17 protein-coding genes and 2 tRNA genes are annotated in these 23,223 nt (G+C 61.4%); 8 read left to right on the top strand and 11 right to left on the bottom strand.

The genetic code is table 11. The features are described 5' to 3' along the window. Positions 1–419: 419 nt before the first annotated feature. The gene (locus tag ACP7DD_RS06135; protein ID WP_426173813.1) at positions 420–1,760 is read left to right on the top strand and encodes an ISL3 family transposase; all 1,341 of its coding nucleotides are present in this window, start codon (positions 420–422) and stop codon (positions 1,758–1,760) included. A 121-nt stretch (positions 1,761–1,881) separates the two neighbouring features. Here ACP7DD_RS06135 and ACP7DD_RS06130 read toward each other — a convergent pair whose 3' ends face one another. The 6 genes from ACP7DD_RS06130 to ligD all read right to left on the bottom strand — a co-directional run bounded on the left by ACP7DD_RS06130 (position 1,882) and on the right by ligD (position 12,314). Next, a complete protein-coding gene (locus ACP7DD_RS06130; RefSeq protein WP_426173812.1) occupies positions 1,882–3,645 on the bottom strand; it encodes a T6SS phospholipase effector Tle1-like catalytic domain-containing protein in 1,764 nt (587 codons plus the stop codon). Next, positions 3,642–4,145 (bottom strand): DUF3304 domain-containing protein, encoded by a 504-nt coding sequence (locus ACP7DD_RS06125; protein ID WP_426173811.1) that lies wholly within the window; start codon positions 4,143–4,145, stop codon positions 3,642–3,644. Before ACP7DD_RS06125 ends, ACP7DD_RS06130 begins: the two co-directional genes overlap by 4 nt. Beyond that, on the bottom strand, positions 4,142–5,116 hold the full coding sequence (locus tag ACP7DD_RS06120; protein WP_426173810.1) for a DUF4123 domain-containing protein: 975 nt from the start codon (positions 5,114–5,116) through the stop codon (positions 4,142–4,144). Before ACP7DD_RS06120 ends, ACP7DD_RS06125 begins: the two co-directional genes overlap by 4 nt. An 18-nt stretch (positions 5,117–5,134) precedes the next feature. Beyond that, positions 5,135–7,981, bottom strand: coding sequence for a type VI secretion system Vgr family protein (locus ACP7DD_RS06115; protein ID WP_426173809.1), 2,847 nt, complete (start codon positions 7,979–7,981; stop codon positions 5,135–5,137). A gap of 93 nt (positions 7,982–8,074) precedes the next feature. Further along, complete coding sequence (locus tag ACP7DD_RS06110) at positions 8,075–9,751, bottom strand: L-lactate permease (protein WP_426173808.1); 1,677 nt, start codon at positions 9,749–9,751, stop codon at positions 8,075–8,077. Between the two features lie 82 nt (positions 9,752–9,833). After that, a complete protein-coding gene (ligD, locus tag ACP7DD_RS06105) occupies positions 9,834–12,314 on the bottom strand; it encodes a DNA ligase D (protein WP_426173807.1) in 2,481 nt (826 codons plus the stop codon). Positions 12,315–12,480: 166 nt separating this feature from the next. On the opposite strand from ligD, the gene ACP7DD_RS06100 reads away from it, so the two are divergent. Further along, complete coding sequence (locus ACP7DD_RS06100; RefSeq protein WP_426173806.1) at positions 12,481–13,428, top strand: D-2-hydroxyacid dehydrogenase; 948 nt, start codon at positions 12,481–12,483, stop codon at positions 13,426–13,428. A gap of 26 nt (positions 13,429–13,454) precedes the next feature. Here ACP7DD_RS06100 and ACP7DD_RS06095 read toward each other — a convergent pair whose 3' ends face one another. Beyond that, complete coding sequence (locus ACP7DD_RS06095) at positions 13,455–14,600, bottom strand: alpha-hydroxy acid oxidase (protein WP_426173805.1); 1,146 nt, start codon at positions 14,598–14,600, stop codon at positions 13,455–13,457. A gap of 11 nt (positions 14,601–14,611) precedes the next feature. Between ACP7DD_RS06095 and ACP7DD_RS06090 the strand changes: the two genes are divergently transcribed. The 4 genes from ACP7DD_RS06090 (at position 14,612) to ACP7DD_RS06075 (ending at position 16,078) form a co-directional block, all read left to right on the top strand. Further along, complete coding sequence (locus ACP7DD_RS06090) at positions 14,612–14,863, top strand: hypothetical protein (RefSeq protein WP_426173804.1); 252 nt, start codon at positions 14,612–14,614, stop codon at positions 14,861–14,863. Positions 14,864–14,876: 13 nt separating this feature from the next. Continuing rightward, positions 14,877–14,953 (top strand) — tRNA-Arg (locus ACP7DD_RS06085). A 119-nt stretch (positions 14,954–15,072) separates the two neighbouring features. Then, positions 15,073–15,149: transfer RNA gene (locus tag ACP7DD_RS06080), tRNA-Arg, on the top strand. A 386-nt stretch (positions 15,150–15,535) separates the two neighbouring features. After that, a complete protein-coding gene (locus ACP7DD_RS06075; RefSeq protein WP_426173803.1) occupies positions 15,536–16,078 on the top strand; it encodes an FxDxF family PEP-CTERM protein in 543 nt (180 codons plus the stop codon). 152 nt (positions 16,079–16,230) lie between these two features. Here the strand turns inward: ACP7DD_RS06075 and ACP7DD_RS06070 are convergent, their stop codons facing one another. The 4 genes from ACP7DD_RS06070 to ACP7DD_RS06055 all read right to left on the bottom strand — a co-directional run bounded on the left by ACP7DD_RS06070 (position 16,231) and on the right by ACP7DD_RS06055 (position 19,564). Further along, positions 16,231–18,129, bottom strand: a complete 1,899-nt coding sequence (locus tag ACP7DD_RS06070) for a hybrid sensor histidine kinase/response regulator (RefSeq protein ID WP_426173802.1) — start codon at positions 18,127–18,129, stop codon at positions 16,231–16,233. Next, on the bottom strand, positions 18,126–18,674 hold the full coding sequence (locus ACP7DD_RS06065) for a YfiR family protein (protein ID WP_426173801.1): 549 nt from the start codon (positions 18,672–18,674) through the stop codon (positions 18,126–18,128). Before ACP7DD_RS06065 ends, ACP7DD_RS06070 begins: the two co-directional genes overlap by 4 nt. A gap of 280 nt (positions 18,675–18,954) precedes the next feature. Beyond that, positions 18,955–19,185, bottom strand: a complete 231-nt coding sequence (locus ACP7DD_RS06060) for a hypothetical protein (protein ID WP_426173800.1) — start codon at positions 19,183–19,185, stop codon at positions 18,955–18,957. A gap of 109 nt (positions 19,186–19,294) precedes the next feature. Next, a complete protein-coding gene (locus tag ACP7DD_RS06055) occupies positions 19,295–19,564 on the bottom strand; it encodes a hypothetical protein (RefSeq protein WP_426173799.1) in 270 nt (89 codons plus the stop codon). A gap of 87 nt (positions 19,565–19,651) precedes the next feature. Here ACP7DD_RS06055 and ACP7DD_RS06050 point away from each other — a divergent pair, with 87 nt between their 5' ends. Both ACP7DD_RS06050 and ACP7DD_RS06045 read left to right on the top strand, forming a co-directional pair. Further along, positions 19,652–20,488, top strand: a complete 837-nt coding sequence (locus ACP7DD_RS06050; protein WP_426173798.1) for a response regulator — start codon at positions 19,652–19,654, stop codon at positions 20,486–20,488. Positions 20,489–20,649: 161 nt separating this feature from the next. Further along, complete coding sequence (locus ACP7DD_RS06045; RefSeq protein WP_426173797.1) at positions 20,650–23,181, top strand: ATP-binding protein; 2,532 nt, start codon at positions 20,650–20,652, stop codon at positions 23,179–23,181. Positions 23,182–23,223 lie beyond the last annotated feature (42 nt).

Raw genomic sequence — 23,223 nt, 5'->3', positions numbered from 1 at the left:
TGATGTCCCGTTCAATTGGGTAGGGGCGACATCGCCCGCGACATTCCGATTACAGCCAAACAAGTCCAGTGTCGGCAACCCGGAGGCCGCTGTGGCAGTTTGTGAAACATTCAGGCTAGTGGCCCAATGCCGTTTTGAGTGGAAGTTGACTTCGGCTACCATGTCGGTTACCGCTGTGAATTCCTGATTTCATCCTGAGCTTGCGTTGCCCTATGCGACGATGCGATGAGGCCCGGAGCAGGGTCAAGGGCGGGTAGCGCGAAGCGCAGCCCGGCGAAGCGAACCCTTGACGCTGTGCAGGGCCAATACACTGGTCCATGGTCGTCGGCATGGCATGCCATGCCGACGACCATGGAGACGCCTTGCGACGATGTTCCGGCCCACAGCAATGACCGATGTTTTAACTTGAGGAAGCCGCAATGAGTGTTGGTGTCGAAGCCCTGTTTACATCCGCGTTGGGTTTGAGATCGCCGTGGGAAGTGGTCAAGGTCGATCTCGACACCGCCAAACGGAGGATCGATTTCGAGGTCGCCTGCAATGCGAAGCAGTTGCCTCGCCCTGCCTGCGGAGTGAACGGGCAAGGCATTCATCACCGGGTCAGGCGCGACTGGCGCCATCTCGATTTCTTCCAGCGTGAGGCGTGCTTGCACGCCGACGTGCCGCGCGTCGATTGCGGCGCTTGTAGCAAGACCACGATGGTGGAGGCGCCGTGGGCACGCCCTGGCAGCAGCTTTACGCTGTTGTTCGAAGTTTTCGCCCTGTCGCTGTGCCAATCCATGCCGGTTGCGCACGCTGCCGCCCTGCTGCGGGTCAATTCGAAGCAGTTGTGGCGTCGGATCGAGCACTACGTTGGTCTGGCGCGCGCGCAGGAGGAAATGACCGACGTCGCAGTAGTTGGCATCGACGATTTGAGTTTCAGGCGCGGCCAGGACTACGTGACTGTGGTCCACGACCTGGAAGCGAAGCGCCTGCTGTTCATGACCGAGGGTCGCAAACACGGCACGGTCATCGAATTCAAGGTCGATTTGATCGCGCACGGCGGCAACCCGGACGACATCAAACACGTTTGCATGGACATGAGCGCCGCCTACACCAAGGGCGTGACCGAGATACTGCCTCAAGCTCAGATCAGCTTCGACCGGTTTCATGTGATCGCCCTGGCCAACGAGGCGATGGACGAGGTGCGGCGCGATGAGATGCGCGAGCAGCCCCGCGTCGTGCGCGCAGCAATGGGGACGGAGCGCAAAGCGATCAAGGGCGTGTTCTGGGGTATGCGCAAGGACCACGCTGACTGGAGCGTGGACCAGATCAACACGATGTATCGGCTGCAGGGCTCGAACCTCAAGAGCGCACGTGCGTGGCGTCTGAAAGAGGGGCTGCGCTTGACCGACGCCACTGGCGTAACGAGCAACTGCCCTGAGAAAGCCGAGGCCGCCCTAAAGAGTTGGATGTCGTGGGCACGGCGCAGTCGGCTTGAGCCGCTCAAGAAGCTCGCCACCACGCTCAAGAATCGCATGGCCGGCGTGGTGCGCGGCATGCTCGATGGCCGCAGCAATGCCTATGTCGAGGCGATGAATGGCATGCTCCAGCAGGTCAAGCGGGCCGCGCGCGGATTCCGAACCGTGAAGAACTTCGTCGCCATCGCCTACCTTGGCATGTCCAAGTTAACAAACCTGCCGCCGAATCCCATGCAACCAGCCGCGCCGCTGCGATCTACCATTTACAGCGCTGGCCGTCCATTTCCACTCAAAACGGCATAGAGCCGTTACTTGCACTGCAGGTGGCGTTGTTGGGGACGAATGTGCGGGGAATTGCGAAGAATGAGAATTAATCAGTTCAGCAAAGGTCAGAAGGCTCAATAGCACCCAGGTCAGATGTCGATCAGCTCTTATCAAAAACCTTGCGGTTGCGAATGTGGCCCCAAGTTTCGCGACGAGTATCAGTAATAGCCTTAACCGCAGTGCTCGAAACGACGCCTGCCATCTCGTACAGATCGTAAATATCGGAATCTCGCATAACTGGAAACGATCCTGGAGATGCCGCATCAGCAATTAACGCCCTTACTTCAAGTTTATTTAAAGCCTTTCCAGCTGATTTCTTTGCCTTTATCTTCGCAATTGCTACTCGTCGATCATCTGCTGTGATAGGGCCAAGCAGTCGAAATGATGCGTGAGAATCATGGATATACTCGTCAAAAAAATCGAACACGTCAACGGGAACGTGTAGCCTTTTGTTCATCTCAGCTTCTGCTGCAAGACAAGCTCCCAGGATCCAACCTTGTTGTCTTCGCGCTCGCTTTATTGACTCCAGCGCCGTCAAGAAATCTTTTTCACTGGCCATCAAATCTTCCTTGTCTTGCTCATTCGACGCCTTAAAGCTTCGTAATTCCTTGAAAGCAACACCAGCTTGCACGCGCCATCGCCAATACAACCGCATATTCTCAAAGAGGACATCCTCAACACTCTTGACTGCGATGCGGCTCCACTTCGAGTAACACTGAAACCGCAGAGCGAGCTCGTCGCTTATCTGAAAGTTTTTAATGCTTTCACGATCACCAAGCATTTCGAATTCCTGCATAGTTAGCATTGGAACTCCTGTCTTTCGCGCCTCGAAATACATATTTAACAATGGAACCTGCGAGGCAAGGTGTGAACGACCCACCACTGATTTACCTTGATCTCCTGGGCTATAGCCGCCCCCAACGTCACAGTGGGCGCCTGGATACACGACTTCGGTGCAATTGCTCGGGTAAGCATTCCCATGGCGACCTGTCGAAAGCGGAAAGGACTGACGAATTTCATGCGCCGCTACAAAATGCACGCATCGTTCAACGTACGCGGGTATTTTCATAGTGCCGTCGGCCCAGTCAAAAAAGCCGTCGCCGACCGGTGAGGAATCTGCAAGTCCGACAGATGCTACAGTGTCGAAAATACCTAAAAACTGAAATCGAATTGGAATTCCGCAAATCAAATATGCTCCATTGACATTTTCGCAGCATTCAAGCAACCAATTTGCGAAAGCCCTTGACTCGGCGGCGCCCCGAGAAAACCCGAAGACCGACAGATTAATCAATTTTATGACGGGCCGTTTGTTTCTAATTGCGGCTGTGAGCCGCTCCTTAAGTTGACCAAAATACGCCATGCGCTTAGTGCTGCCTAAAAGCCAGACAGTCTTTATACCTCGATCAACGCTTGTTATGACACTCCTTACCTCTGCGGGCGACACCAACGGAGCATCGGCGAATAATGCTTGATGTATCGAATTGAAGATTTGGATCATGGCAAAATGCACTCTGGAGTCTCCACCGACCCCCATCGACTTCCCATCATCCGACTCTGTCATTTCACCGATTTCAGGAAACGGCGTACCGAGCCCTGGAATATAAAAACGAAAATAACCGAGTTTAGCTGAGTTACGGAACGCATCATATAGTACAGCAACATTTGAATAGCTTTTGTCATTCGTGTCTCGGTATTTATTATTGTTCGTACCGTCAAAAAAAATCCCAGTCCAGATCACTTTTTCGCAGGACAGATTTCTCTCGTTGGACAGACAGGAAAATGCTTTAGCACGCTGAAGCTGATCCTTAGGGGACAATTTCCGCAAACCTGGCAATTCTGACGAGGGAGTTTGTAACGAGCTCACTTTGCACCTTTCATTGAATCCTCGGGATATCCTGGTTTTGAAGGGAAATTTGGGTTACCTATGCCGACATTTGAAACATAAACCTTCACTTGGTCATCAGGTAAAAATAAAACGTAAACGTTTCCCTCACCTGCAAACTCAGACACTGGGACTACCTTCTGCAATGCCTTCATCCGCCACTCGCCCTTTGCGTCGCGACCGTCCGACCTCGTCCACTTCACCGAAACTGCGAACTCGGGTGTCCACCGTATCGGATAGCTTGCGCAACAAACGAAGCCGCCTCCTCCGCTGAAAGGCATTACATTACCGCCCCATGCGCCGTCCACAGCAAACGTGTTTATCGCATTACCCGTGTAGTTGGCGCCCACGATAGAACCGACCTTCCGCGACTCTGGCGGGGATACATTGCTTTTTTCACATGCGGCGAGGGCGACAACCATGAGCACAAAGGCCACTCGAGCAATCACGGCACGACGAAATTTTTGCGAAATTGGATTCATGAAGTGGCTCTAGTTTCAGAGACAAGCGTAGAATCCGTTAGGGGCTCATGCATCAGCGCGTCCCATGTCTCGTCCGTCCAAAGCGAGGCCAATTCTGTAAAGCTACGTGAGCGCGCTCTGATCTCACGCCATGATTCGGCTAAAATCGTGTTCATGAAAAAATCATGCCGCGTGGTCAAGGCAATGACACAAAACTGATATATTTCGCTCGTCAGTTCGATTCCGCGAGCGCGCGCCGCATGTGTTAAACCGGCGAGCAATAGATGAAAACTCCCCAGGTTGCAAGCAGGAACCAGTTCAGGCGACGCTGCACACAGCATCAGAAATATTTCATCACCCTCCGAAAATTCCATCATTTTTGAAAATTGAAAATCCGATATGTCAATCGAGTCTGGCAGTTCGAGTGGATCGAGCTCCGCGCGAAGTGCTTCGGACCTCGAGAAGACAGTCTCAATAGTGCCCTCCCGCCCTATTATTTGCCAATTTGCAATATATTTTTGTAAGATCTCTTTTTGGTCCCGGGCTAAGATTTGCAGTAGGCATGGAGTAATGCGGGTGTCTGCGAAGCGACAATATAAGTCGCCCCCATCGGTCGTTCGTGCGTGTGCAAGCCAAAGCAAGAGTCGGCGAATGTTTCTGTAGTCACCGCAACCTTCCAGCCTCGCGACAGCAGGAAAATCTCCCGCAACTCGGATTAGCCTAATTAGGCAATTTTTGATATTCTTATCCGACGCTATTCGAATCAGGTGAGGCGCTCGCCATCCGTACACTGAAAAGTCCGACTCCGAAAAAACGTTCCGTACGTGGCTTTTTCCAAACGTCTTCACGACGGTCTGGATCAATTCGCGGCCTAATATTTCTCCATCGACCAATACCCACTTTGCGGTGTTTGCATCGGTTTCGGATCTGTCAAACCAATCCAAAAAATCCAGCAGCAGACCAGGAGTTTGGGAGTTTTGCGCGTACCTCATTTGTCCCTCCATCACAGTTCATCTAGGAATGGCGAAAGGGGCGCCCGACTGGACGGCCGCGACAAGACAATCGACACATATTGTTTTAGGCAAGAGCGGCGTTGAGTAATTGAGCTTGGTTGGATTGCCAAACTTCTTCACACCGGCGTGGATCGTGATCTTGCCGGGGCACTGGACGGTAATGTTGCCGCCGTCGATCGTGATGTTGGCGCCGCCAGCGGTCGACAGGCTGATGCTCTTTGCGGCTGCCCAATCGATGTGGGCGTTGGCGCTGATGACGTTGATCTCGTCGCGCGCTTGCACCTTGAGTTCGTTCGCCTGCGCCTGGTAGTCGATCGCGCCCTTGCCGGCGATGAGTTGCAGGCCGACGTTGCCTTCGCCGGCTTTTTCGGCGCCGGCGAGTACTCCGATGGCCTGGCCGGTGTGGACGCGCATCTGGCCGCCGGTGGTGAACTGGCTGTCGGCTCCGCTCGCAATCGTCACGGTTTCGCCGGTAGACAGTTGGACATCCTGGCCGGCTACCACGCCGAGACCCGCCTTCGCGGCAATGCCGATGATTGGTACGCCGACGTGGGGCAACTTGTCGGCGCCGGGGTCGACACTTCTCGAACCCGCGTCTGAGTGCGCGTCGTCAATGCTATTTTTGCTGATTATTCCGGCTGATGCTGTCCACAACGCCTTCAGCGGCGCTGCTTCGTCGTTGATCGCGCTGCTTGCAGCCTTGTTGGCGCCGAGGTGGCTGGCGAAGCCGACCGTTTCGTGGGTCTTGGCGGCGGCGCTAAAACTTTCGGCAAGCTTCATCGCCTGCTTCAACAAAGCATTGCCCGCAGTATTTTCACCTGCTGCTTCGCGAACCGCGGAAGAATGGCTGATTTTGTAGCTCGATATCAGCAAGCCGGCGCCAGCGCGGACGGCGCCGTATGCATCGGTGCGCAACTCGGCGCCGCTGCCGCGGAAGCTGCCGCGATAGTTGTCGGCGGTGTGAATCAAGTGGCCCAAGTTGAGCTCGGTTGTAGCGTGTGTGGTCTTGAGCTGCACACGGCCTTGTCCGTCAGTATCATCGAACAACAACTGGTTATAGCCACGACCGCCGAACTCCTTGCTGCGCACGCCCCACTGGGCCGAGTTGTTACGATGCCCCGCGCTGCCCGCCGATGCACCATGCCATACCGGGCTGTTACCACCGGCTAGGTTCACCTGCCCCGATGGCATTTGATCGTGGGCGCGTTCGAAAGCGGCGCTGCTGCTTTCACGGTCCGATACGCCGCCAGGGGTCGGCATCACACCACCCTCGCCTCGGCCGTTGTACAGCGCGCCGACGATCACGGGACGGTCGATGTCGCCTTCGAGGAACTTGACCAGCACTTCCTGGCCGATGCGCGGTAGAAACTGGCTGCCCATGCCGGGGCCGGTGGAACGCTGGCCCACGCGCACCCAGCAGGCCGCATCGCTCTCCTGCCAATGGAAACGGATTCGCACGCGGCCGAGCCGGTCGCAGTACATTTCATCGGCGCCATTCGGCTCGTCAGATCCATCCGGGCCGACAACGATCGCGGTCTGGCTACCGTTTGCAGTGGCCGCGGCCTTCACTTCCATCTTCGGACGCCATGGCCGCTCAACCGGAATCGCCTCGAAGCAGTTGGCATAGCCGCTCTTATGTGCCTGCTCTATTGCCCGGTCAAATTCGGCAAGGGAAATTTCCTTGGTAGACTCTTCGAGCAACTCTGGCAGTGCGCCAAACAATTCCGTCAATCCGTTTTTGGCGCTGACCGGCAGATTATTAACGCCAACACTGGCTACGCGCGTCAGAACAAACTCGGGCGCTTCATAACGATACTTCTTCATCGGGATGTCGGTGATGCAGATGCGCGTGCCAGGGCGCAAGGTACGCACGGTCGACCTTCCCTGCCACACGAAGCCGCGCGCCTCATGCGCTTCCATCTTCAGGCCGGCATAGCGGCGCGCCTGGCGCGCGTCCGCGTAGGCGTAATGGCCGGGCGAATCGAAACTTTCGACGGCCTGGGCATGCTTCCCGCCGATCGGATACTTGGTCGGCACGCTGACCGACACAGTCTGCTTGGTCTTGTAGTCGTAGCTGAGTACCGTCACCACAGCTACGCCGAGTTTGCGAAACGCCTGCAGATACTGAATGCTGTCGCTCTTTTCGACTGAACTGGCGGCGTGGTAGCGGATACCGCCACCTGCGACGCTGCTGGGGTCGTGCGGCGCGGCGCTCAGGTAGCTGCTGTCGGCAAACAAGACCATCCGGCTGCCGTCCTCATGTTCTTCGAACCGCCACCCAAGGCCCTCTTCGGTCAGCAGCCTGGTGACAAACTCGAGATCGGATTCGCGGTACTGGCAGCAATAGCTTCGAGCGACAGCGTCGCTCATGAACAAGCTGACGTCGCCGCTCCACACCCACTGCGCATACGGCTGATACTGTTGGAATACCGAATCGATGATTTCGATGACAGTCTTGTCTTGCCAGGCGCGGCTGTTGCGCGCCTGGCTCAGCAACCATATCCATGGCGACAGCCGCAGCCGATAGCGCGCCAGGCCACCGTCACTGCCGAGCGAGGCAATCTTGCTGACGTAGCCACTGCGACTGGCGCGGGTGCCATCAGCCAGGCTGATCTCGAGGCAGGCTTCCTGCCCCAGCAGCGAAGCATGCGCGAGTTTGGACCGCGTTGACAGCGCAATGACGTCGATGCCGCCGACGCCCAGCAACTGTTCGTCGGCGGCAAATGCTTCGACGAGCAGACGGGCGCCCTTGCGCTCGTCCCTGAATGTCAGCTCGTACAGCCGGGTGTGGCTGCTGAATTCGGACAGCGCACTCAATACTTCACGTGCCAGCGAGGAACTCATAAGCAGGCGGCGCCTTTCGACAGGATTGACAATGGGCAGGAGATTCCTATCGGAAAATACTAAGCCCGTGCCTTTGCCGCTGCTTGATATTGATCAACCTCCGACGACCATCAGAGTGAACGGGTACACGTATGCCTGAAGCGATACCACGCAGCCGACCAGTATCGCGAGCACGATCGAGTGGAAGAACACGTAGCGCAGTATGTCGCCTTCGTGGCCGCTCCACTTGGTCGCGGTGGCCGCGACGACAATCGACTGGGCGTCGATCATCTTGCCCATCACGCCGCCGGAGCTGTTGGCCGACGCCATCAGGATTGGCGACAGGCCAAGCTGTTCGGCGGTGGTTTTCTGCAGGCTGCCGAACAGCACGTTGGCGGCCGTGTCGGAGCCGGTCAAGGCGACGCCCAGCCAGCCGAGCATGGTGCCGAACAGCGTGTAGAACGCGCCGGTCAGCGCGAACGCCAGGCCGAGCGTCGCATCCAGGCCCGAGTACCTCGTCAGGTAGCCCACCGCGAACATGGCGCAAATTGTCATTAGCGAGAAACGGACCAGCTTGATGGTTTCCCAATATTCCTTGATCAGCTGGCGGAACGAGTAGCCCATCAACAAGCCTGCCAGGATGGCCGCAACAATGATGCCGGTGCCGGCCATGGAGAGGACGTTGAAGTTGTAGACCGCTGCCTCCAGCACAGGCTCCTTGACCACCGGCGGCATTTTCATGACCATCTTGTCGAGACCGGGGATGGAATACTTGAGAGACCAGATGGCGTCCAGCAGCTTCTTGAACCAAGGCGTGCCCCAGACAAATACGAGGATCGACAGCAGCGCCCACGGCATCCACGCCCTGACGACGGAAATCCTGGCGCCGGTCGCGTCGTGGGTTGGCACTTCGTCGTGGACGACGTCTTTCAACGAGTCGTCGTGGTAATTCGCGAAGGCGACGGTGCGCCAGATCTGCTTTGGCTGCCACACCTTCAGGAACAGCACCAGCGATCCCATCGAGATGATCGAGGCGATCACATCGACCAGCCACGGGCCGTGGTAGTTGGAGACGACGAATTGCGGGATCGCGAACGAGACGCCGGTGACCAAGATGGCCGGCCAGATCTCGGCCATGCCGCGCCTGCCGGCGAAGGCCCAGATCAGCCAGAACGGTACAAGCAGGGAAAAGAACGGCAACTGGCGGCCGATCATCGAGGACAGGTCGAGCAGGTCGAGCCCGGTAACGGCCGACAGCGCAATGACCGGCGCCCCGAGCGCGCCGTACGCCACCGGCGCGGTGTTGGCGATCAGCGCCAGCCCTGACGCGGCCAGCGGCGAAAAGCCGAGTCCGATGAGGATGGCGCCGGTGACGGCCACCGGCGTGCCGAAACCGGCCGCACCTTCAAAGAATGCGCCGAAGCAGAAGGCGACCAGCAGCAGTTGCAGCCGCCTGTCTTCAGTGATGCCGCTGATGCTGTTTTGCAGCACCTTGAAGTAGCCGTTCAGCGTAGTGAGACGGTGCAGGAAGATGATGTTGAGGACGATCCAGCCGATCGGAAACAGGCCGGCGGCGATGCCATAGCCGGCCGCCTTGACGGCCATGTCGGCCGGCATGCCGAAAATACTGACCGCGATGCCGATGCCGATCAGCAGCGCGAGCCCGGCCGCATAGTGCGCACGCATGTGGAAAAACGCCAGCGCCGCCAGCAACACGGCGACCGGGATGCCCGCCGCGATGGTCGACAGCGCGAAGTTCTGCAACGGATCGTACACATGATGCCAGACCATGATTGTCTCCGAATTTATACGGTGGGCGCTCTACCCCATCTGCCTTCGAGTGTATGCCCGGTTGCGGAACAACGTCGGTTCGTTACCCCGGCGTAAACTCCAGCTTCTTCATCGCCGCCGTCAGGCTGCGCGCACTTTTCGCATACGCCGCCCACGGCTCGTTTCCCTTGTCCAGGCGCGTGTGCGCGTTCTGCACATTCCAATGGTCGCCGCCCTTGATCGACGGCAGCTCTTCCCAGGTGATCGGCACCGAGATGCCCAGGCCAGGACGCACGCGCGCCGACCACGCCGCCGCCGTGGTGGCGCCGCGGCCATTGCGCAGATAATCGATGAAGATCTTGCCGACGCGATTGCGCGGGCCGCTCTTGAAGGCAAACCGGTCCGGCAAAGTCATTGCCATGTGGCTGACCACCTGCTGCGAAAAGTCCTTCACTGTATCCCAGTCATACGCCGGCTTGATCGGCACCACCACGTGCAGGCCCTTGCCGCCGCTGGTCTTGACGAACGACGTCAGCCCCAGTTCGTCGAGGAAGGCCTTCATCAGTGCAGCCGCTTCCTGGATCGTCTTCCAGTCGACGCCCTCGCCCGGGTCGAGGTCGAACACGACACGGTTCGGCGTTTCATATGCCTTGCCGACCGCGTTCTGGCTGTGAAATTCCACGACGTTCCACTGCGCCGCCGACAGGATGCCGTTGACGTTGGCCACTTCCAGCATCGGCGGATGGTCGGGATCGAGCGCCTTGTCCATCTGCTTCATGCCGGGCAGCTTGGCGATATCGGCGTGCTTCTGAAAGAACAATTCGCCGCCGACGCCGCTCGGCGCGCGCACCAGCGACAGCGGCCGCCCTTTCAGGTGCTCGAGCAGCAGCGCGCCGACCAGCGCGTAGTAGCGCACCAGGTCCAGCTTGGTGGCGCCGCTCTGGGCATCGATCACCCGCTCGGGATTGGTGACCTTCAGGCTAGGCGGCAGCTTGCCTTCGGGCGCGACAGGTTCGGTTTGCTTGTCCACGACTTCCTCCACTTGTTTGGCCGTTTCGCGCGTGATGACCTTGGCCGGCTTGTCGTCGCGCAGTCCCTGGAAGACCGCGTGCCTGACCGAGCCGGTGCTGGTCCACTCGGCAAAGCTGACTTCGGCGATCAGCTTCGGCGTGACCCAGTGGTGCTTGCGCCCTGCCACCGCTTTCGGCGGGAACGGGCTCTCGTCGGTATCGAGCTTGCTCAGTTTGGTCTTCAGGTCGCGCAGGCTCACTTCGTTAAAGCCGGTGCCGACGTTGCCGGCGTACTGCAGCACGCCATCGTTGTCGTAGGTGCCGAGCAGCAGCGCGCCGATGCCGGTGCGCAACCCTTGCGGATCGGTGTAGCCGGCGATGACGAATTCCTGCCGCTGCCCGCACTTAAGCTTGATCCACTCCGGCGAGCGGCGCTGCACGTAGCGCGAGTCGCGCCGCTTGCCGATGACGCCTTCGAGTCCCATCTTGCAGGCGGCCGCCACCAGTTCGCCCGGGTCGGTGCCGAATTCGTCGCTGAAGCGCACCACGTTCGAGTCCGCCTTGTCGAGCACGGCCTTGAGCGCGGCGCGGCGCTCCACCAGTGCCACCTCGCGCATGTCGTAGCCGTTCAGGTACGGCGCGTCGAACAGGAAGAACACGATCGGCGCCGTGTTGGAGCCGTCGAACGCGAGTTGGAGCATGCCGAAGTCGGGGCGGCCGTCGTCGTCGTGAACGACAATCTCGCCGTCGTACCAGCCGTCGGGCAGCTTCATCTTCAGCAGTTCCTGGTGCAGCGGGCCGAGCTTGGCGGTCCAGTCCTTGCCGCTGCGCGAGATCAGCGCGACGCTCTTGCCCTGCACGCGCGCAAGCATGCGGTAGCCGTCGAACTTGATTTCGAACACCCAGTCTTGCGGCGTGGACGGCGGCTTGTCGACCAGCGTGGCAAGCTCGGGCGCGAATTCGTCGGGCAGTTCTGCCTTGACGGCGCCGGCGGGCGCCTTGCCGCGGACCGCTTTTGCCTTCGGCGCCTTCAGCGCCTTGACGCTGTCGGGCATTTCGTCGACGACCGAAAACTCGCCAGCGGGCCGCGCGAAGTCGTCCTTTTCCTTGATCAGCAGCCACGGCTCCTGCTTCTCGCCCTTGCCCTTCATGCGGATCAGCGCCCACTTGCCATGCATCTTGTGGCCATGCATCTCGAACTTGAGGTTGCCCGCTTCGTAGCCCTTGTGCGGATCGTCGAGCGGCGCCCAAGTGCCTTTGTCCCAGATGATGACCTTGCCGGCGCCGTACTGCTTTTCGGGGATGGTGCCTTCGAAACTCGAATACGAGATCGGGTGGTCTTCGACATGCACCGCCATCCGCTTGTCCTTGGTGTCGTAGCTGGGCCCTTTCGGCACAGCCCAGCTTTTCATGGTGCCGTCGAGCTCGAGGCGAAAGTCGTAATGCAGCCGGCTGGCCCAGTGCTTCTGGATGACGAACGTCAGGCCGTCGAGGCCCGCCTCGCCACCCTCGGGCGGTTCGGACGTGATCGAGAAGTTGCGCTTTTCCTTGTAGGTTTTGAGTGCGTCTGGCATTGGAGTACCCCTGCGTTCAAATATACTGACGAGTCTATGGGGAGGCCCGCGCGGCGACTGTTCGCCAGCTAACCGTGTGCGGGGAAGCGACGGCTGCCCGAAAGCGCAATGTGGGTTATGCTCGGATGAACCGCCGTGTTTTTACCCAATCTTTATTAGGACCGCCATGCAGAATATCGTTTTTCTCGACCGCGACAGCTTGCTTGCCAACGTGCGCCCGCCTGCCTTCGAGCATGCGTGGCGCGACTATCCGGCCACGCAGCCTGGCGGCGTTCTCGAGCGCCTCGCCGGCGCCACGATTGCGATCACCAACAAGGTGCCGGTGCGCGCGGCCGATATTGCCCGCCTGCCTGACCTGAAGATGATTGCCGTGGCGGCGACGGGAACCGACAACGTCGACCTGGCAGCCTGCCGCGAGCGCGGCATCGTGGTATCGAACATCCGCAATTATTCGGTGGTGGCCGTGCCGGAGCACGTCTTCGCCATGATCCTGGCGCTGCGCCGCAACGTGCGCGCCTACTGCGCCGATGTCGACGCCGGCCTGTGGCAGAAGTCGAGCACGTTCTGCCTGTTCAACCATCCGATCGGCGACCTGGCGGGCAGCAAGCTGGGCATCGTCGGCTACGGCGCGCTGGGGCACAAGGTGGCGCAGCTGGGACGCGCGTTTGGCATGCAGGTGTGCGTGGCCTCGCGCTCGCCGGTGCAGGATGCCGACGTGACGAACCTGCCGATGGAACAAGTGCTGCGCACCTGCGACGTGGTCAGCCTGCACCTGCCGCTCAACGAGCAGACGCGCAACATGATCGGCGCGCGCGAGCTGGCGATGATGAAGCCTACCGCGTTGCTGATCAACACTGCGCGCGGCGGGCTGGTCGATGAGGCGGCGCTGGCGCAGGCGCTCAAGGATGGCGTGATCGGCGGCGCCGGCTTCGACGTGCTGAGCAAGGAGCCGCCGTTGGCGGACAATCCGCTGCTCGGCGTGCATCAGCCCAACTTCATCCTGACGCCGCACGTGGCGTGGGCCAGCGTGGGGGCGATGCAGACGCTGGCCGATATGCTGGTCGATAACGTCGAGGCGTTTGTGGCGGGCAAGCCGCTGAACGTCGTCGCGTAGACGTTTAAAACGTCATCGTCGAATTACTAGAACGTGCCTGGCAGCAGGATATTCTTGTCGACGAGGTTGACGTCGCGCAGGCCGCAGAAGGCCATCGTCAGGTCGAGCTCGTTGCGGATGATGTCGAGGCACTTGGTGACGCCTGCTTCGCCGCCGGCGCCAAGGCCATACAGGAACGGCCGGCCGATGTAGACGCCCTTGGCGCCCAGCGCGAGCGCGCGGATGACGTCCTGGCCCGAGCGGACGCCGCCATCCATGTGCACTTCGATGCGCTCGCCCACGGCTGCAACGATCGCCGGCAGCGCGCCGATGCTCGACTGCGCGCCATCGAGCTGGCGCCCGCCGTGGTTGGACACGATCAGCGCGTCGGCGCCGCTGTCGGCAGCGAGCCTGGCGTCCTCGACGTCCATGATGCCCTTGATGATCAGCTTGCCGCCCCAGCGCTGCTTGACCCACGCCACGTCGTCCCACGACATGGCCGGATCGAACTGCTGCGACGTCCACGACGACAGCGACGACATGTCCGATACGGCGCTGGCGTGGCCGACAATGTTGCCGAAACTGCGGCGCTTGGTGCCGAGCATTTCCATGCACCAGGCCGGCTTGGTCATCAGGTTGGCGATGTTCGCCAACGTCATTTTCGGCGGCGCCGTCATGCCGTTGCGAATGTCCTTGTGGCGCTGCCCCAGCACCTGCAGGTCGAGCGTGAGCACCAGCGCCGAGCATTTGGCGGCGCGGGCGCGCTCGATCAGGCGCTCGATGAACGGGCGGTCCTTCATCACGTACAGCTGGAACCAGAACGGCTTGGTGGTGTTGGCTGCGACGTCCTCGATCGAGCAGATCGACATGGTCGACAAGGTGAACGGCACGCCGAATTTTTCGGCGGCGCGCGCGGCGAGGATCTCGCCGTCGGCGTGCTGCATGCCGGTCAGCCCGGTGGGCGCCAGCGCCACCGGCATGGCCACTTCCTGGCCGACCATCGTGCTGCGCAGGCTGCGGTTTTCCAGGTTGACGGCGACGCGCTGGCGAAACTTGATCTTGCCGAAGTCGTCGGTGTTGGCGCGGTAGGTCGATTCGGTCCATGAGCCGGCATCGGCATAATCGTAGAACATGCGCGGCACCCGCTTCTTGGCCAGCACGCGCAAGTCTTCGATCGTGGTGATGATGGTCATGGAACGTCCTTATGATGAATGAGGCATCTAATCTAACAGATGCGCTGCGCGGCGAAAAATCTTTCCGCCGCCAGGTGGCGCCCTTTCAACGCCCTCTGGACAAACCGGCGCGCTGCCCCTACAATGCTGCTTCTTCGGAGGGCAAGTCCTCCGGTACCGATGCAGCGCCGGCCAACGGCGCCGCTGAGGAACACCAGGCAGGGACGTCGAAGCTTGCGGAAACGGTCAATTTTGCCCTTCCGAAAACAAGAGGAAACTGCTAGAATGCTTGCTTTCGCGGCTGTAGCTCAGTTGGATAGAGTACTTGGCTACGAACCAAGGGGTCGTGGGTTCAATTCCTGCCAGCCGCACCAGAATATGAGGGACCAGTTCGAACGAGCTGGTCCCTTTTTTCATTTCCGGGCCCATCGTCATTACTTTCTATCTATACGTCTTGGCGATTTCTTGAACCCCTGCTATAATTTTGTTTTTCGCGGCTGTAGCTCAGTTGGATAGAGTACTTGGCTACGAACCAAGGGGTCGTGGGTTCAATTCCTGCCAGCCGCACCACAATTCGTAAGTTGAATGGCCCAAAGAGAAATCTTTGGGCCATTTTTCTTTGCGCAGCCGGATTGCCGGCATCCCTCCCCTATCTCATCAATTGTCAACTCTGCAGAGGAATCACACTTCTCTGCGGGTAGGACTGACCTGACGCTTACTCGGCAACGCAAGCATTTTTTAAACCGCGGCAACGGAAAAAACGCGTCTCTCCTATGACGAGTTAAGTCAGCGTCTAGGCCACGCGCAACCAATTACCCTGCCGACTTGTTTGACAGGCTGGCGCGCGCGCCACACCGACAGGCGCTTTCGAAAACCCGCTTTGATACATTGGTGTCACCCCCCGGTCCTTGATAACCATGGCTGCAAGTCGCGGCTGTTTTCTGCGAGGTAACAAAATGAAAAACTCGAAATCCTTGATCGCTGCAGTAGTGTTAGCAACCGCTTCGCTCGGTTCGGGCGCGGCGTACGCTGCCGACATCTCGACCCCACCCCAGGCGCTGAACCTGGTGGGGACCAGCGCGTTCTTTGGCGACGCCTTCGACATTGACCAGGCGAACGACACGTTCTCCGATCGGTTCACGTTCACGGTGACGGGCGACCTGCCGGCCAGTCTCGATGCGATCGTCTCTTCGATCTCCCGCTCCGCAGCAGTTGGCCTCGACATCTCGGGGCTGTCACTGTACAGCGGCGTCGGCGCCCAGCTGGCCACCGGCACGTCGATGTCGACGGGCGCGATCGACGTCTGGACCGTGCGGGCCAACAACCTGGCGGTAGGCAGCTACTACCTGCAGGTCAGCGGCACGATGGTGTCGGACACCTCCGGCGCCTTTGGCGGCGCGGTGATGCTGCAGCCAGTGCCGGAACCGGCAACCTACGGCATGATGCTGGCAGGCCTGGGACTGGTCGGTTTCATGGCACGCCGCCGCGAGCCGAAGTAAAGCGCGCTGCAACAGGCGTCGTCGCCTCTGGGGTCTGACCCGGACGGGACTCGGCGTCCCCGACAGACCCCGGTTTTGCCGTCGGCGACTAACCTGACGACCAAAAAAAACGGAAGCGGCAACGCTTCCGTTTCTGTTTTTCGCCGCCGCCGTCAGGTGCGCAGCTTCTTGACGCTGGTGCGGTTCGACAGGATTTCCTCGATCTGCTCGAAGCGCACCGGCTTGACCATGTGGTGGTCGAACCCGGCCTCGAAGGCGAGCTGGCGATCCTTCTCCTGGCCCCAGCCGGTCACGGCGATGAGCAAGGTCATCGGGCCGCACGACAGGCGGCGAATGCCACGCGCCAGGTCGTAGCCCGACATCTGCGGCAGGCCAATGTCGAGAAAGGCGAAGTCGGGACAGAAGCGCGCCGCCGCGGTCAAGGCATCCGGGCCGTTGTGGGTGATCACCACGCTGTGGCCCATCGCCGACAGCAGCGCGCCGATGCTGTTGACGAAGTCGACGTTGTCGTCGGCGAGCAGGATGCGGTAGGTTTCCGAGCTGATGAAGGCGGCCGGCATCGTCTTGGTCGGCAGTTCCGGCTCGACGACGATCGGCAGGCGCACCGTGAACTCGCTGCCGCGGCCAATGCCTTCGCTCTTCGCCTCGATGGTGCCGTGATGCAGTTCGACCAGCCGGCGCGCCAGCGACAGGCCAACGCCCAGGCCCGCGTTGGTGCGTTCCAGCGTCGAATCGACCTGGACGAACATCTCGAACACGTGGGCCAGCATGTCGGGCGCGATGCCGATGCCGTTGTCGGACACGCAGACGATCAGGTTCTTGTCCTCGACACGGGCGCTCAGGGTCACGCGCCCGCCGCGGTTGGTGTACTTGGCCGCGTTGTTGAGCAGGTTCGACAAAATCTGCGCCAGCCGGGTGGCATCGCCATTGAGAAACACCGGCCGGTCCGGCAGGTCGATGACCAGGTCATGGCCGTGCAGCTCGATGTATGAGCGCACCACTTCGAGGGCGTCGTTGACGACCGCCTTCAGTTCCACGCGGCCGGTCTTGATGGCAAACTTGCCGGTATTGATGCGCGAGACGTCGAGCAGGTCGTCGACCAGGCGCACCATCTGGCGCAGCTGGCGTTCCATGATGTCGGTGGCGCGCTGGGTGGCCTGGGCGTCGCCGCTGCGCAGGCGCAGGATGTCAAGCCCGGTGCGAATCGGCGCCAGCGGATTGCGCAGCTCGTGCGCCAGGGTCGCCAAAAATTCGTCCTTGCGGCGGTCGGCCACCAACAGCGCCTGCTCGGCGCGGTGGCGCACCTGCATCTCGTGCTCCAAGGTCAGGTTCGCTTCCTGCAAGGCGTGCGAGCGCCTGCCGATTTCGGCCAGCATGTCGTTAAAGGCGGCCACCAGCACGCCGATTTCGCCGCTGTCGTTGCCCGGCACGCGCAACGTGAAGTCGCGCCGCTGCATCACTTCGCGCGCGACGTTGGTCACCGCCAGCAGCGGCCGCGTGATGCTCTCCTGCAGCCGTGACGCCACCAGCGCGGCGATCACCAGTGCGCCGAGCATCACCGCGCCGAGGATGGTGGCGTAATTGATCAGGCGCTCGACCAGCCCGTAGCGCGAGCGCAGGTAGACGGTGCCGAGCAGCTCGCCGTTCTCGACGATGTTGTGCACCACCACCAGTTCGCCTTGCTCGATGCGGTAGCCCGGCTTGCCCGGCTTGGCCGGAAAGCTCAGGTTGGCCGACGACTGCTGGGCGTAAGAGGCGAAGCGGGTGCCGGCGGCCGAGTAGATCGCGCCGGACAGGATTTGCGGGCGCACCCGCAGCACCGCCAGGTTCTGCTGCGCTGTCTTGGCGTCGTTGAACGCCAATGCCGGCGCCGTCACGCTGGCCATGATGTCGGCCTGGGTGGTCAGGTCGTCGACCCAGTATGTCTGGAACGTGCGCAGGTCGTACAGCAGCATGGCAATCGAGGCCAGCAACATGGCCACGAAGGTCGTCGACACCGCCATGAGGATGAGTTTGCTGCGGACCGAACCGGTATCGTGCGTCGGCATCATGGTGCTCCTTTGCTGACGTGGTTGGCGACCGAAAGCAGGCGCGAACTGAGTTTAATGTTGTTTTTGTCGGCCGCATCGAGCGACACATCGAAGCGCACGCGCTCCTCGACAATCCTGAAGTTGATGATGGAGCCGGCCGGCAGGCCGTTGCCGCATTCGGTGACCACCAGGGTCGGCGCGCGCGCCTGGCGCAGCACGCCGGCGGCGCGGGCGCAGTCGGTGCCGCCGACGAACAGCAGGTGCACGCCCAGATTGTCGCCATCGACGAACTGCTTGACGACGATAGGCCGGCTATTGATGGCGCGGCCGGCGACAATGCGTGCCAGCTCGGCGGCCATGGCGTCCGCGCCGATCACGCCGATCACCACCGGCGAGGCGGCGTCGCCGAAAGCGCTGGCGGGAAACTCGGTGTAGCCGAGGAACTTATAGATGAAGGCGGCCTTGACGCTGCGCGCGAGCGCGGCGCCGCCAGCCTGCGCCGGCGCGCTTGACAGTGACAGCGCGGCCAGCGCGGCGACCAGCATGGAGCGAAACGGCGCGCTCAAAACCGCATCGCCAGTTTGATCAGCACCGCGCGCTCGACAGCCAAGGCGAGAGAAAGCAGCAGCGGTGATGGTGATGGTTTTAGCATGGTTGCTATCGTAGAACATTTTCGGTGACGCATAAAGGAGCGCACGCCAGACCAGCGGCAAACAACCCCTTTTTTGTGCACCATCAGTACGGCAAACCGGCGCTCCAGTGGCGCGCGGCGGAGTAATAATAGCTTGCCCTACAGACATAAGGCAGCTTATTTGGCGACGCCAGGCTGCGGATAAGGCGGACGGCTCAGGAAAAACCGAATTCGGCGGCCGCCTTGGCCGCCCATAGCGCTTCCTTGTAGCTGGCGTAAGGCCGGTCGTAGCCGTTGACGCTGCCGTCGGCTAGCAGAAAATGATTCCACCAGCCGTCGGACGCGGTAACGATGGCGATGTCGCCGGGCGCGCAGTGCGCGGCAATCTGCTCGCCCGCTTCGAGCAAGACGATGTTGACTTTCCTGTGGATGACTACTGTTGCCATGAACACCAACCTGTTAAAACTGTCGACTGCCGGGCGCAATGGGAATCATACACACTGGCTGGCCAGCTAGACTATTACTGAATCGCATAACTGTCATCACAATAATAAATTAGCTAAATATTTTGCGATGCAGCATGATGCATCTGTCTCCTCTATTCTCCTCCAAGAAAATAGATTTAGCCCGCTGCTTGCAGCGGGCTTTTTTTTGCCTGCATGTCCGGATCAGCCTTCGCCATTGATCGCCATCACGACCTCCAGTGGCAGCAGATCGCTGCTCGATCTCTTTGAAGGCAATTCTGACGGCGATCTCCATATTCTTGATATTTGTGCAAACACTATTCGGTATAGCCACCCGCTGGCGCGCGTGTTCGCTCGGCATCGGCTCGCTCCTGCGCTCGCGATGGCAGCACTTTCGTGTACGATTGCGCCAATTCATTTCAAAACAACAATTCACTCCAAGGGTCCTATGCTTGAACCTGGCAAATTTTCCGGGCTCGCCGGCAGCGTGGACTGGCAGCGTACCGCGCTCGGCGATGCCGCCGCCTGGCCGCACCCACTGCGGCTGACGCTCGACATCATGTTCAATTCGCCGCTGCCGATGCTGCTGTGCTGGGGCCGTCAGCAGGTGGTGCTGTTCAACGAGGCGTATGTGACGCTGGCGGGACCCGGGCATCCGCGCGCCCCGGGCGGCAATGTGCCGGCCATGCTGCCGCCGCCGCTGGCCAGCGCGCGCGCCGCGTTCGACCAGGCCTGGAGCGGCGCGGCATCGCAACAGCGCAACGCTCACCTGACGTTCATCGGCGCCGGCACCGCCCATCAGCGCGAGTGCGACCTGTTTTTCACGCCGATCAGCGGCGCGCGGCAGGAAGTGCTGGGCGTTCTGTGCGCGCTGGCGCACAGTGCCCCGGCCGCGGCTGCCGCGCCAGCCACCGCGGGCCTGCGCATCCTGGTGGTCGAAGACAACCTCGATTCGCAATACCTCGTGTGCGAGATGCTCAGCGCGTTCGGTCACGACAACGACGGCGTCAGCCATGCCGAAGCGGCGCTGCAAAAGCTCGCCACCGGCGGCTACAACGTGCTGTTTACCGACGTCAGCCTGCCCGGCATGTCCGGCGTCGACCTGGCGCGCCAGGCCGTGGCCGCCAATGCCGAGCTGCACGTGATCTTTGCATCCGGCTACGGCGACACGCTGCTGCGCCAGCTGGAGTTCCCTTACCGCTCGCTGCAAAAGCCGTACGAGATCGAACAGCTGCAAAAAGCACTGGCCGATGTCGCCGCCCAGCTGGCCGCCAAGGCGCCATGAGGCCAACCGTGTGAATATAACCGGCTCGACTGCGCTAGAATCTGTTGCAGCGGACTGCATCGCACAGCAGCGGCAATCACTTTACCAAACGCGAAGCCTTACATGACACCCCCACGCACGCCGATCCGCAATTCGCAGCGTCAATTACGGGATCGATCAAAATGACTATCGACGGCTACGCTAGCGCGGCGACCGCCCCGGCCGCGTTGCTGCAGGAAATGCTGGAGAGCACCGACGACGCCTTTTGCTCGGTCGGGCGCGACTGGCGCGTCAGCTACCTGAACAACCGGGCGCTGGCGCTGATGGCCAAGCCTGGCAGCACCCGCGCCGACATCGCCGGCAGCCTGCTGTGGGAAGCGCTGCGGGAAGTGCGTCGCGACGATGTCGAACCGTTGCTGCCGCGCGCCGACGCGCAAAGCGCCAGCGCCTGCCACGAATTTTTCCACGCCCGGCTGCAGCGCTGGTTCGCGCTGCGCGTGTTTGCCTCGGTCAGCGGCCTGACCTGCCAGTTCCAGGACGTCACCGAGCGCAAGAGCGCCGAGGACACCTTGCGCCAGAGCGAGGAAGAACTGCGCGCGCTGGCCAATTCGATCCCGCAACTGGCCTGGATGGCGCGGGCCGACGGCGCCATCGTCTGGTTCAACGAGCGCTGGTACGACTACACCGGCACCCGCGCCGAACAGGTCGAAGGCTGGGGCTGGCAATCGACGCTCGACCCCGATGCGCTGCCGGCAATGCTGCTGCGCTGGAAAGAGTCTATCCGCACCGGCAATCCATTCGACATGGAGTACCCGATCCTCGGCGCCGACGGCCAGTACCGCTGGTTCCTGACCCGCATCAACGCGGTACGCGACCGCCTCGGCAACGTGGTGCGCTGGTTCGGCACCAGCACCGACGTCGACCAGGTCAAGCGCGTGCAGCAGGCGCTGCGCGAAGAATCGAACGTGCTCGAACTGCTCAACAGCACCGGCAGCGCGCTGGCCCGCCAGCGCGACCTGCGCTCGCTGCTGCAGACCGTGTCGGACGCGGCCACCGGCATCAGCGGCGCGCGCTACGGCGCCTTCGTCTACAACGCCACCGACAGTGCCGGCGAACCATACATGCTGCACGCGCTGTCGGGCGCGGCCGGCGATCAATTTGCGCGGCTCGGCCAGGCCGGCGCCGGCGTCGCCATTGCGCCGATCCTGCGCGGCGAAGGCGTGGTGCGCTGCGACGACATCGGCTTCGATGAGCGCTGCCGCGACGCCGCGACCGAATCGGCGCCCTCCTTCGCGCTGCCGCCCGGCCATCCGCCGCTGCGCAGCTACCTGGCCGTGCCGGTGGTGGCGCGCTCCGGCGAAGTGCTCGGCCGCCTGATGTTCGGCCACCCGGAAGCGGCCATCTTCACCGAACGCACCGAGCGCATCGTCGGCGGCATCGCCGCGCAGGCGGCAGTGGCGATCGACAACACGCGCCTGTACGAAGCGGCCCAGCGCGCCGCCGAAGAGCGCAAGGATTTGCTCGAGAGCGAACGCCTGGCGCGCGCCGAAGCCGAGCGCACCAGCCAGATGAAGGACGAATTTTTGGCGACGCTGTCGCACGAACTGCGCACGCCGCTGTCGGCCATCCTCGGCTGGGCCCAGGTGCTGCGCCGCGGCACGCGCGACACCGCCGACCTGCAGCGCGGCCTGCAAACGATCGAACGCAACGCGCGCGCCCAGGCCCAGCTGATCGAAGACTTGCTCGACATGAGCAGGATTACGTCCGGCAAGGTATTGCTCGACATCCAGACGCTGGCGCCGACCGTGTTCATCGATGCGGCAATTGAAACCGTGCGTCCGGCCGCCGAAGCGAAGAACATCCGGCTTGAAAAAGCGTACGCCGCCGATACCGGCCCGATCGCCGGCGACCCGGCCCGCCTGCAACAGGTGATCTGGAACCTGCTGTCGAACGCCATCAAGTTTACCCCGCGCGACGGCCTGGTGCGGATCGAACTGCGTCCGGCCGGCGCCAGCGTCGAGATCGTCGTGTGCGACAGCGGCGCCGGCATCGCGCCCGAATTCATCACCCACGTGTTCGAACGCTTCCGCCAGGGCGACGCCTCGACGACGCGCCAGCACGGCGGCCTCGGGCTGGGCCTGTCGATCGTCAAGCACCTGATCGAACAGCACGGCGGCACCGTGCGGGTCGCGAGCGAAGGCGAACAGCGCGGCGCCTGCTTCACCGTGGAACTGCCGGGCGCGACGCCGCAGCTGATGGCGGCGCGGCCGGACCGCGCGCCGTACAGCCCGCCGTCGCCGCTGACGCCCGACATCGAACTGCGCGACCTGTCTGGCATGAAGGTGCTGGTGGTCGACGACGAGCCCGATGCACGCGACCTGATCAAGCGTATTCTGTCGGACTGCAATGCCAGCGTGACCACGGCCGCCAGCGCGCGCGCCGCGCTCGACGCGTTTCGCAGCGATCCGCCGGACGTGCTGGTGAGCGACCTCGGCATGCCTGGCATGGACGGCTTCGAATTGCTGTCGCACGTGCGCGCGTTCGGCAACGACGCCGGCGGCAACGTGCCGGCCGTCGCACTGACTGCGTTCGCGCGCTCGGAGGACCGGCTGCGCGCCCTTGAAGCGGGCTTTACGGCCCATATTTCGAAGCCGGTCGAGCCGAGCCAACTGATCGCGACGGTGGCCCGGATGGCAGGTGCGCCGACGTCATGAAGGAGTGTTTTGGACTCCTACCGGGGCGCGAGCGACTGTCCT

Source organism: Massilia sp. TWR1-2-2 (genome assembly GCF_049897565.1).
In the GTDB taxonomy this organism is placed as follows: Bacteria; Pseudomonadota; Gammaproteobacteria; order Burkholderiales; family Burkholderiaceae_D; genus JAFCUW01.
Note: the sequence above shows the minus strand (reverse complement) of the source record. Positions and strands in the feature narration are given on the sequence as shown.

Coding starts and splice junctions, on each gene's coding strand:
- ACP7DD_RS06075 (WP_426173803.1), top strand. CDS start 15,536: ATGAAAAACTCGAAATCCTTGATCGCTGCAGTAGTGTTAGCAACCGCT.
- ACP7DD_RS06110 (WP_426173808.1), bottom strand. CDS start 9,751: ATGGTCTGGCATCATGTGTACGATCCGTTGCAGAACTTCGCGCTGTCG.
- ACP7DD_RS06070 (WP_426173802.1), bottom strand. CDS start 18,129: ATGATGCCGACGCACGATACCGGTTCGGTCCGCAGCAAACTCATCCTC.
- ACP7DD_RS06090 (WP_426173804.1), top strand. CDS start 14,612: ATGATGAATGAGGCATCTAATCTAACAGATGCGCTGCGCGGCGAAAAA.
- ligD (WP_426173807.1), bottom strand. CDS start 12,314: ATGCCAGACGCACTCAAAACCTACAAGGAAAAGCGCAACTTCTCGATC.
- ACP7DD_RS06060 (WP_426173800.1), bottom strand. CDS start 19,185: ATGGCAACAGTAGTCATCCACAGGAAAGTCAACATCGTCTTGCTCGAA.
- ACP7DD_RS06100 (WP_426173806.1), top strand. CDS start 12,481: ATGCAGAATATCGTTTTTCTCGACCGCGACAGCTTGCTTGCCAACGTG.
- ACP7DD_RS06120 (WP_426173810.1), bottom strand. CDS start 5,116: ATGAGGTACGCGCAAAACTCCCAAACTCCTGGTCTGCTGCTGGATTTT.
- ACP7DD_RS06135 (WP_426173813.1), top strand. CDS start 420: ATGAGTGTTGGTGTCGAAGCCCTGTTTACATCCGCGTTGGGTTTGAGA.
- ACP7DD_RS06095 (WP_426173805.1), bottom strand. CDS start 14,600: ATGACCATCATCACCACGATCGAAGACTTGCGCGTGCTGGCCAAGAAG.
- ACP7DD_RS06115 (WP_426173809.1), bottom strand. CDS start 7,981: ATGAGTTCCTCGCTGGCACGTGAAGTATTGAGTGCGCTGTCCGAATTC.
- ACP7DD_RS06125 (WP_426173811.1), bottom strand. CDS start 4,145: ATGAATCCAATTTCGCAAAAATTTCGTCGTGCCGTGATTGCTCGAGTG.
- ACP7DD_RS06045 (WP_426173797.1), top strand. CDS start 20,650: ATGACTATCGACGGCTACGCTAGCGCGGCGACCGCCCCGGCCGCGTTG.
- ACP7DD_RS06055 (WP_426173799.1), bottom strand. CDS start 19,564: ATGCCGAGCGAACACGCGCGCCAGCGGGTGGCTATACCGAATAGTGTT.
- ACP7DD_RS06050 (WP_426173798.1), top strand. CDS start 19,652: ATGCTTGAACCTGGCAAATTTTCCGGGCTCGCCGGCAGCGTGGACTGG.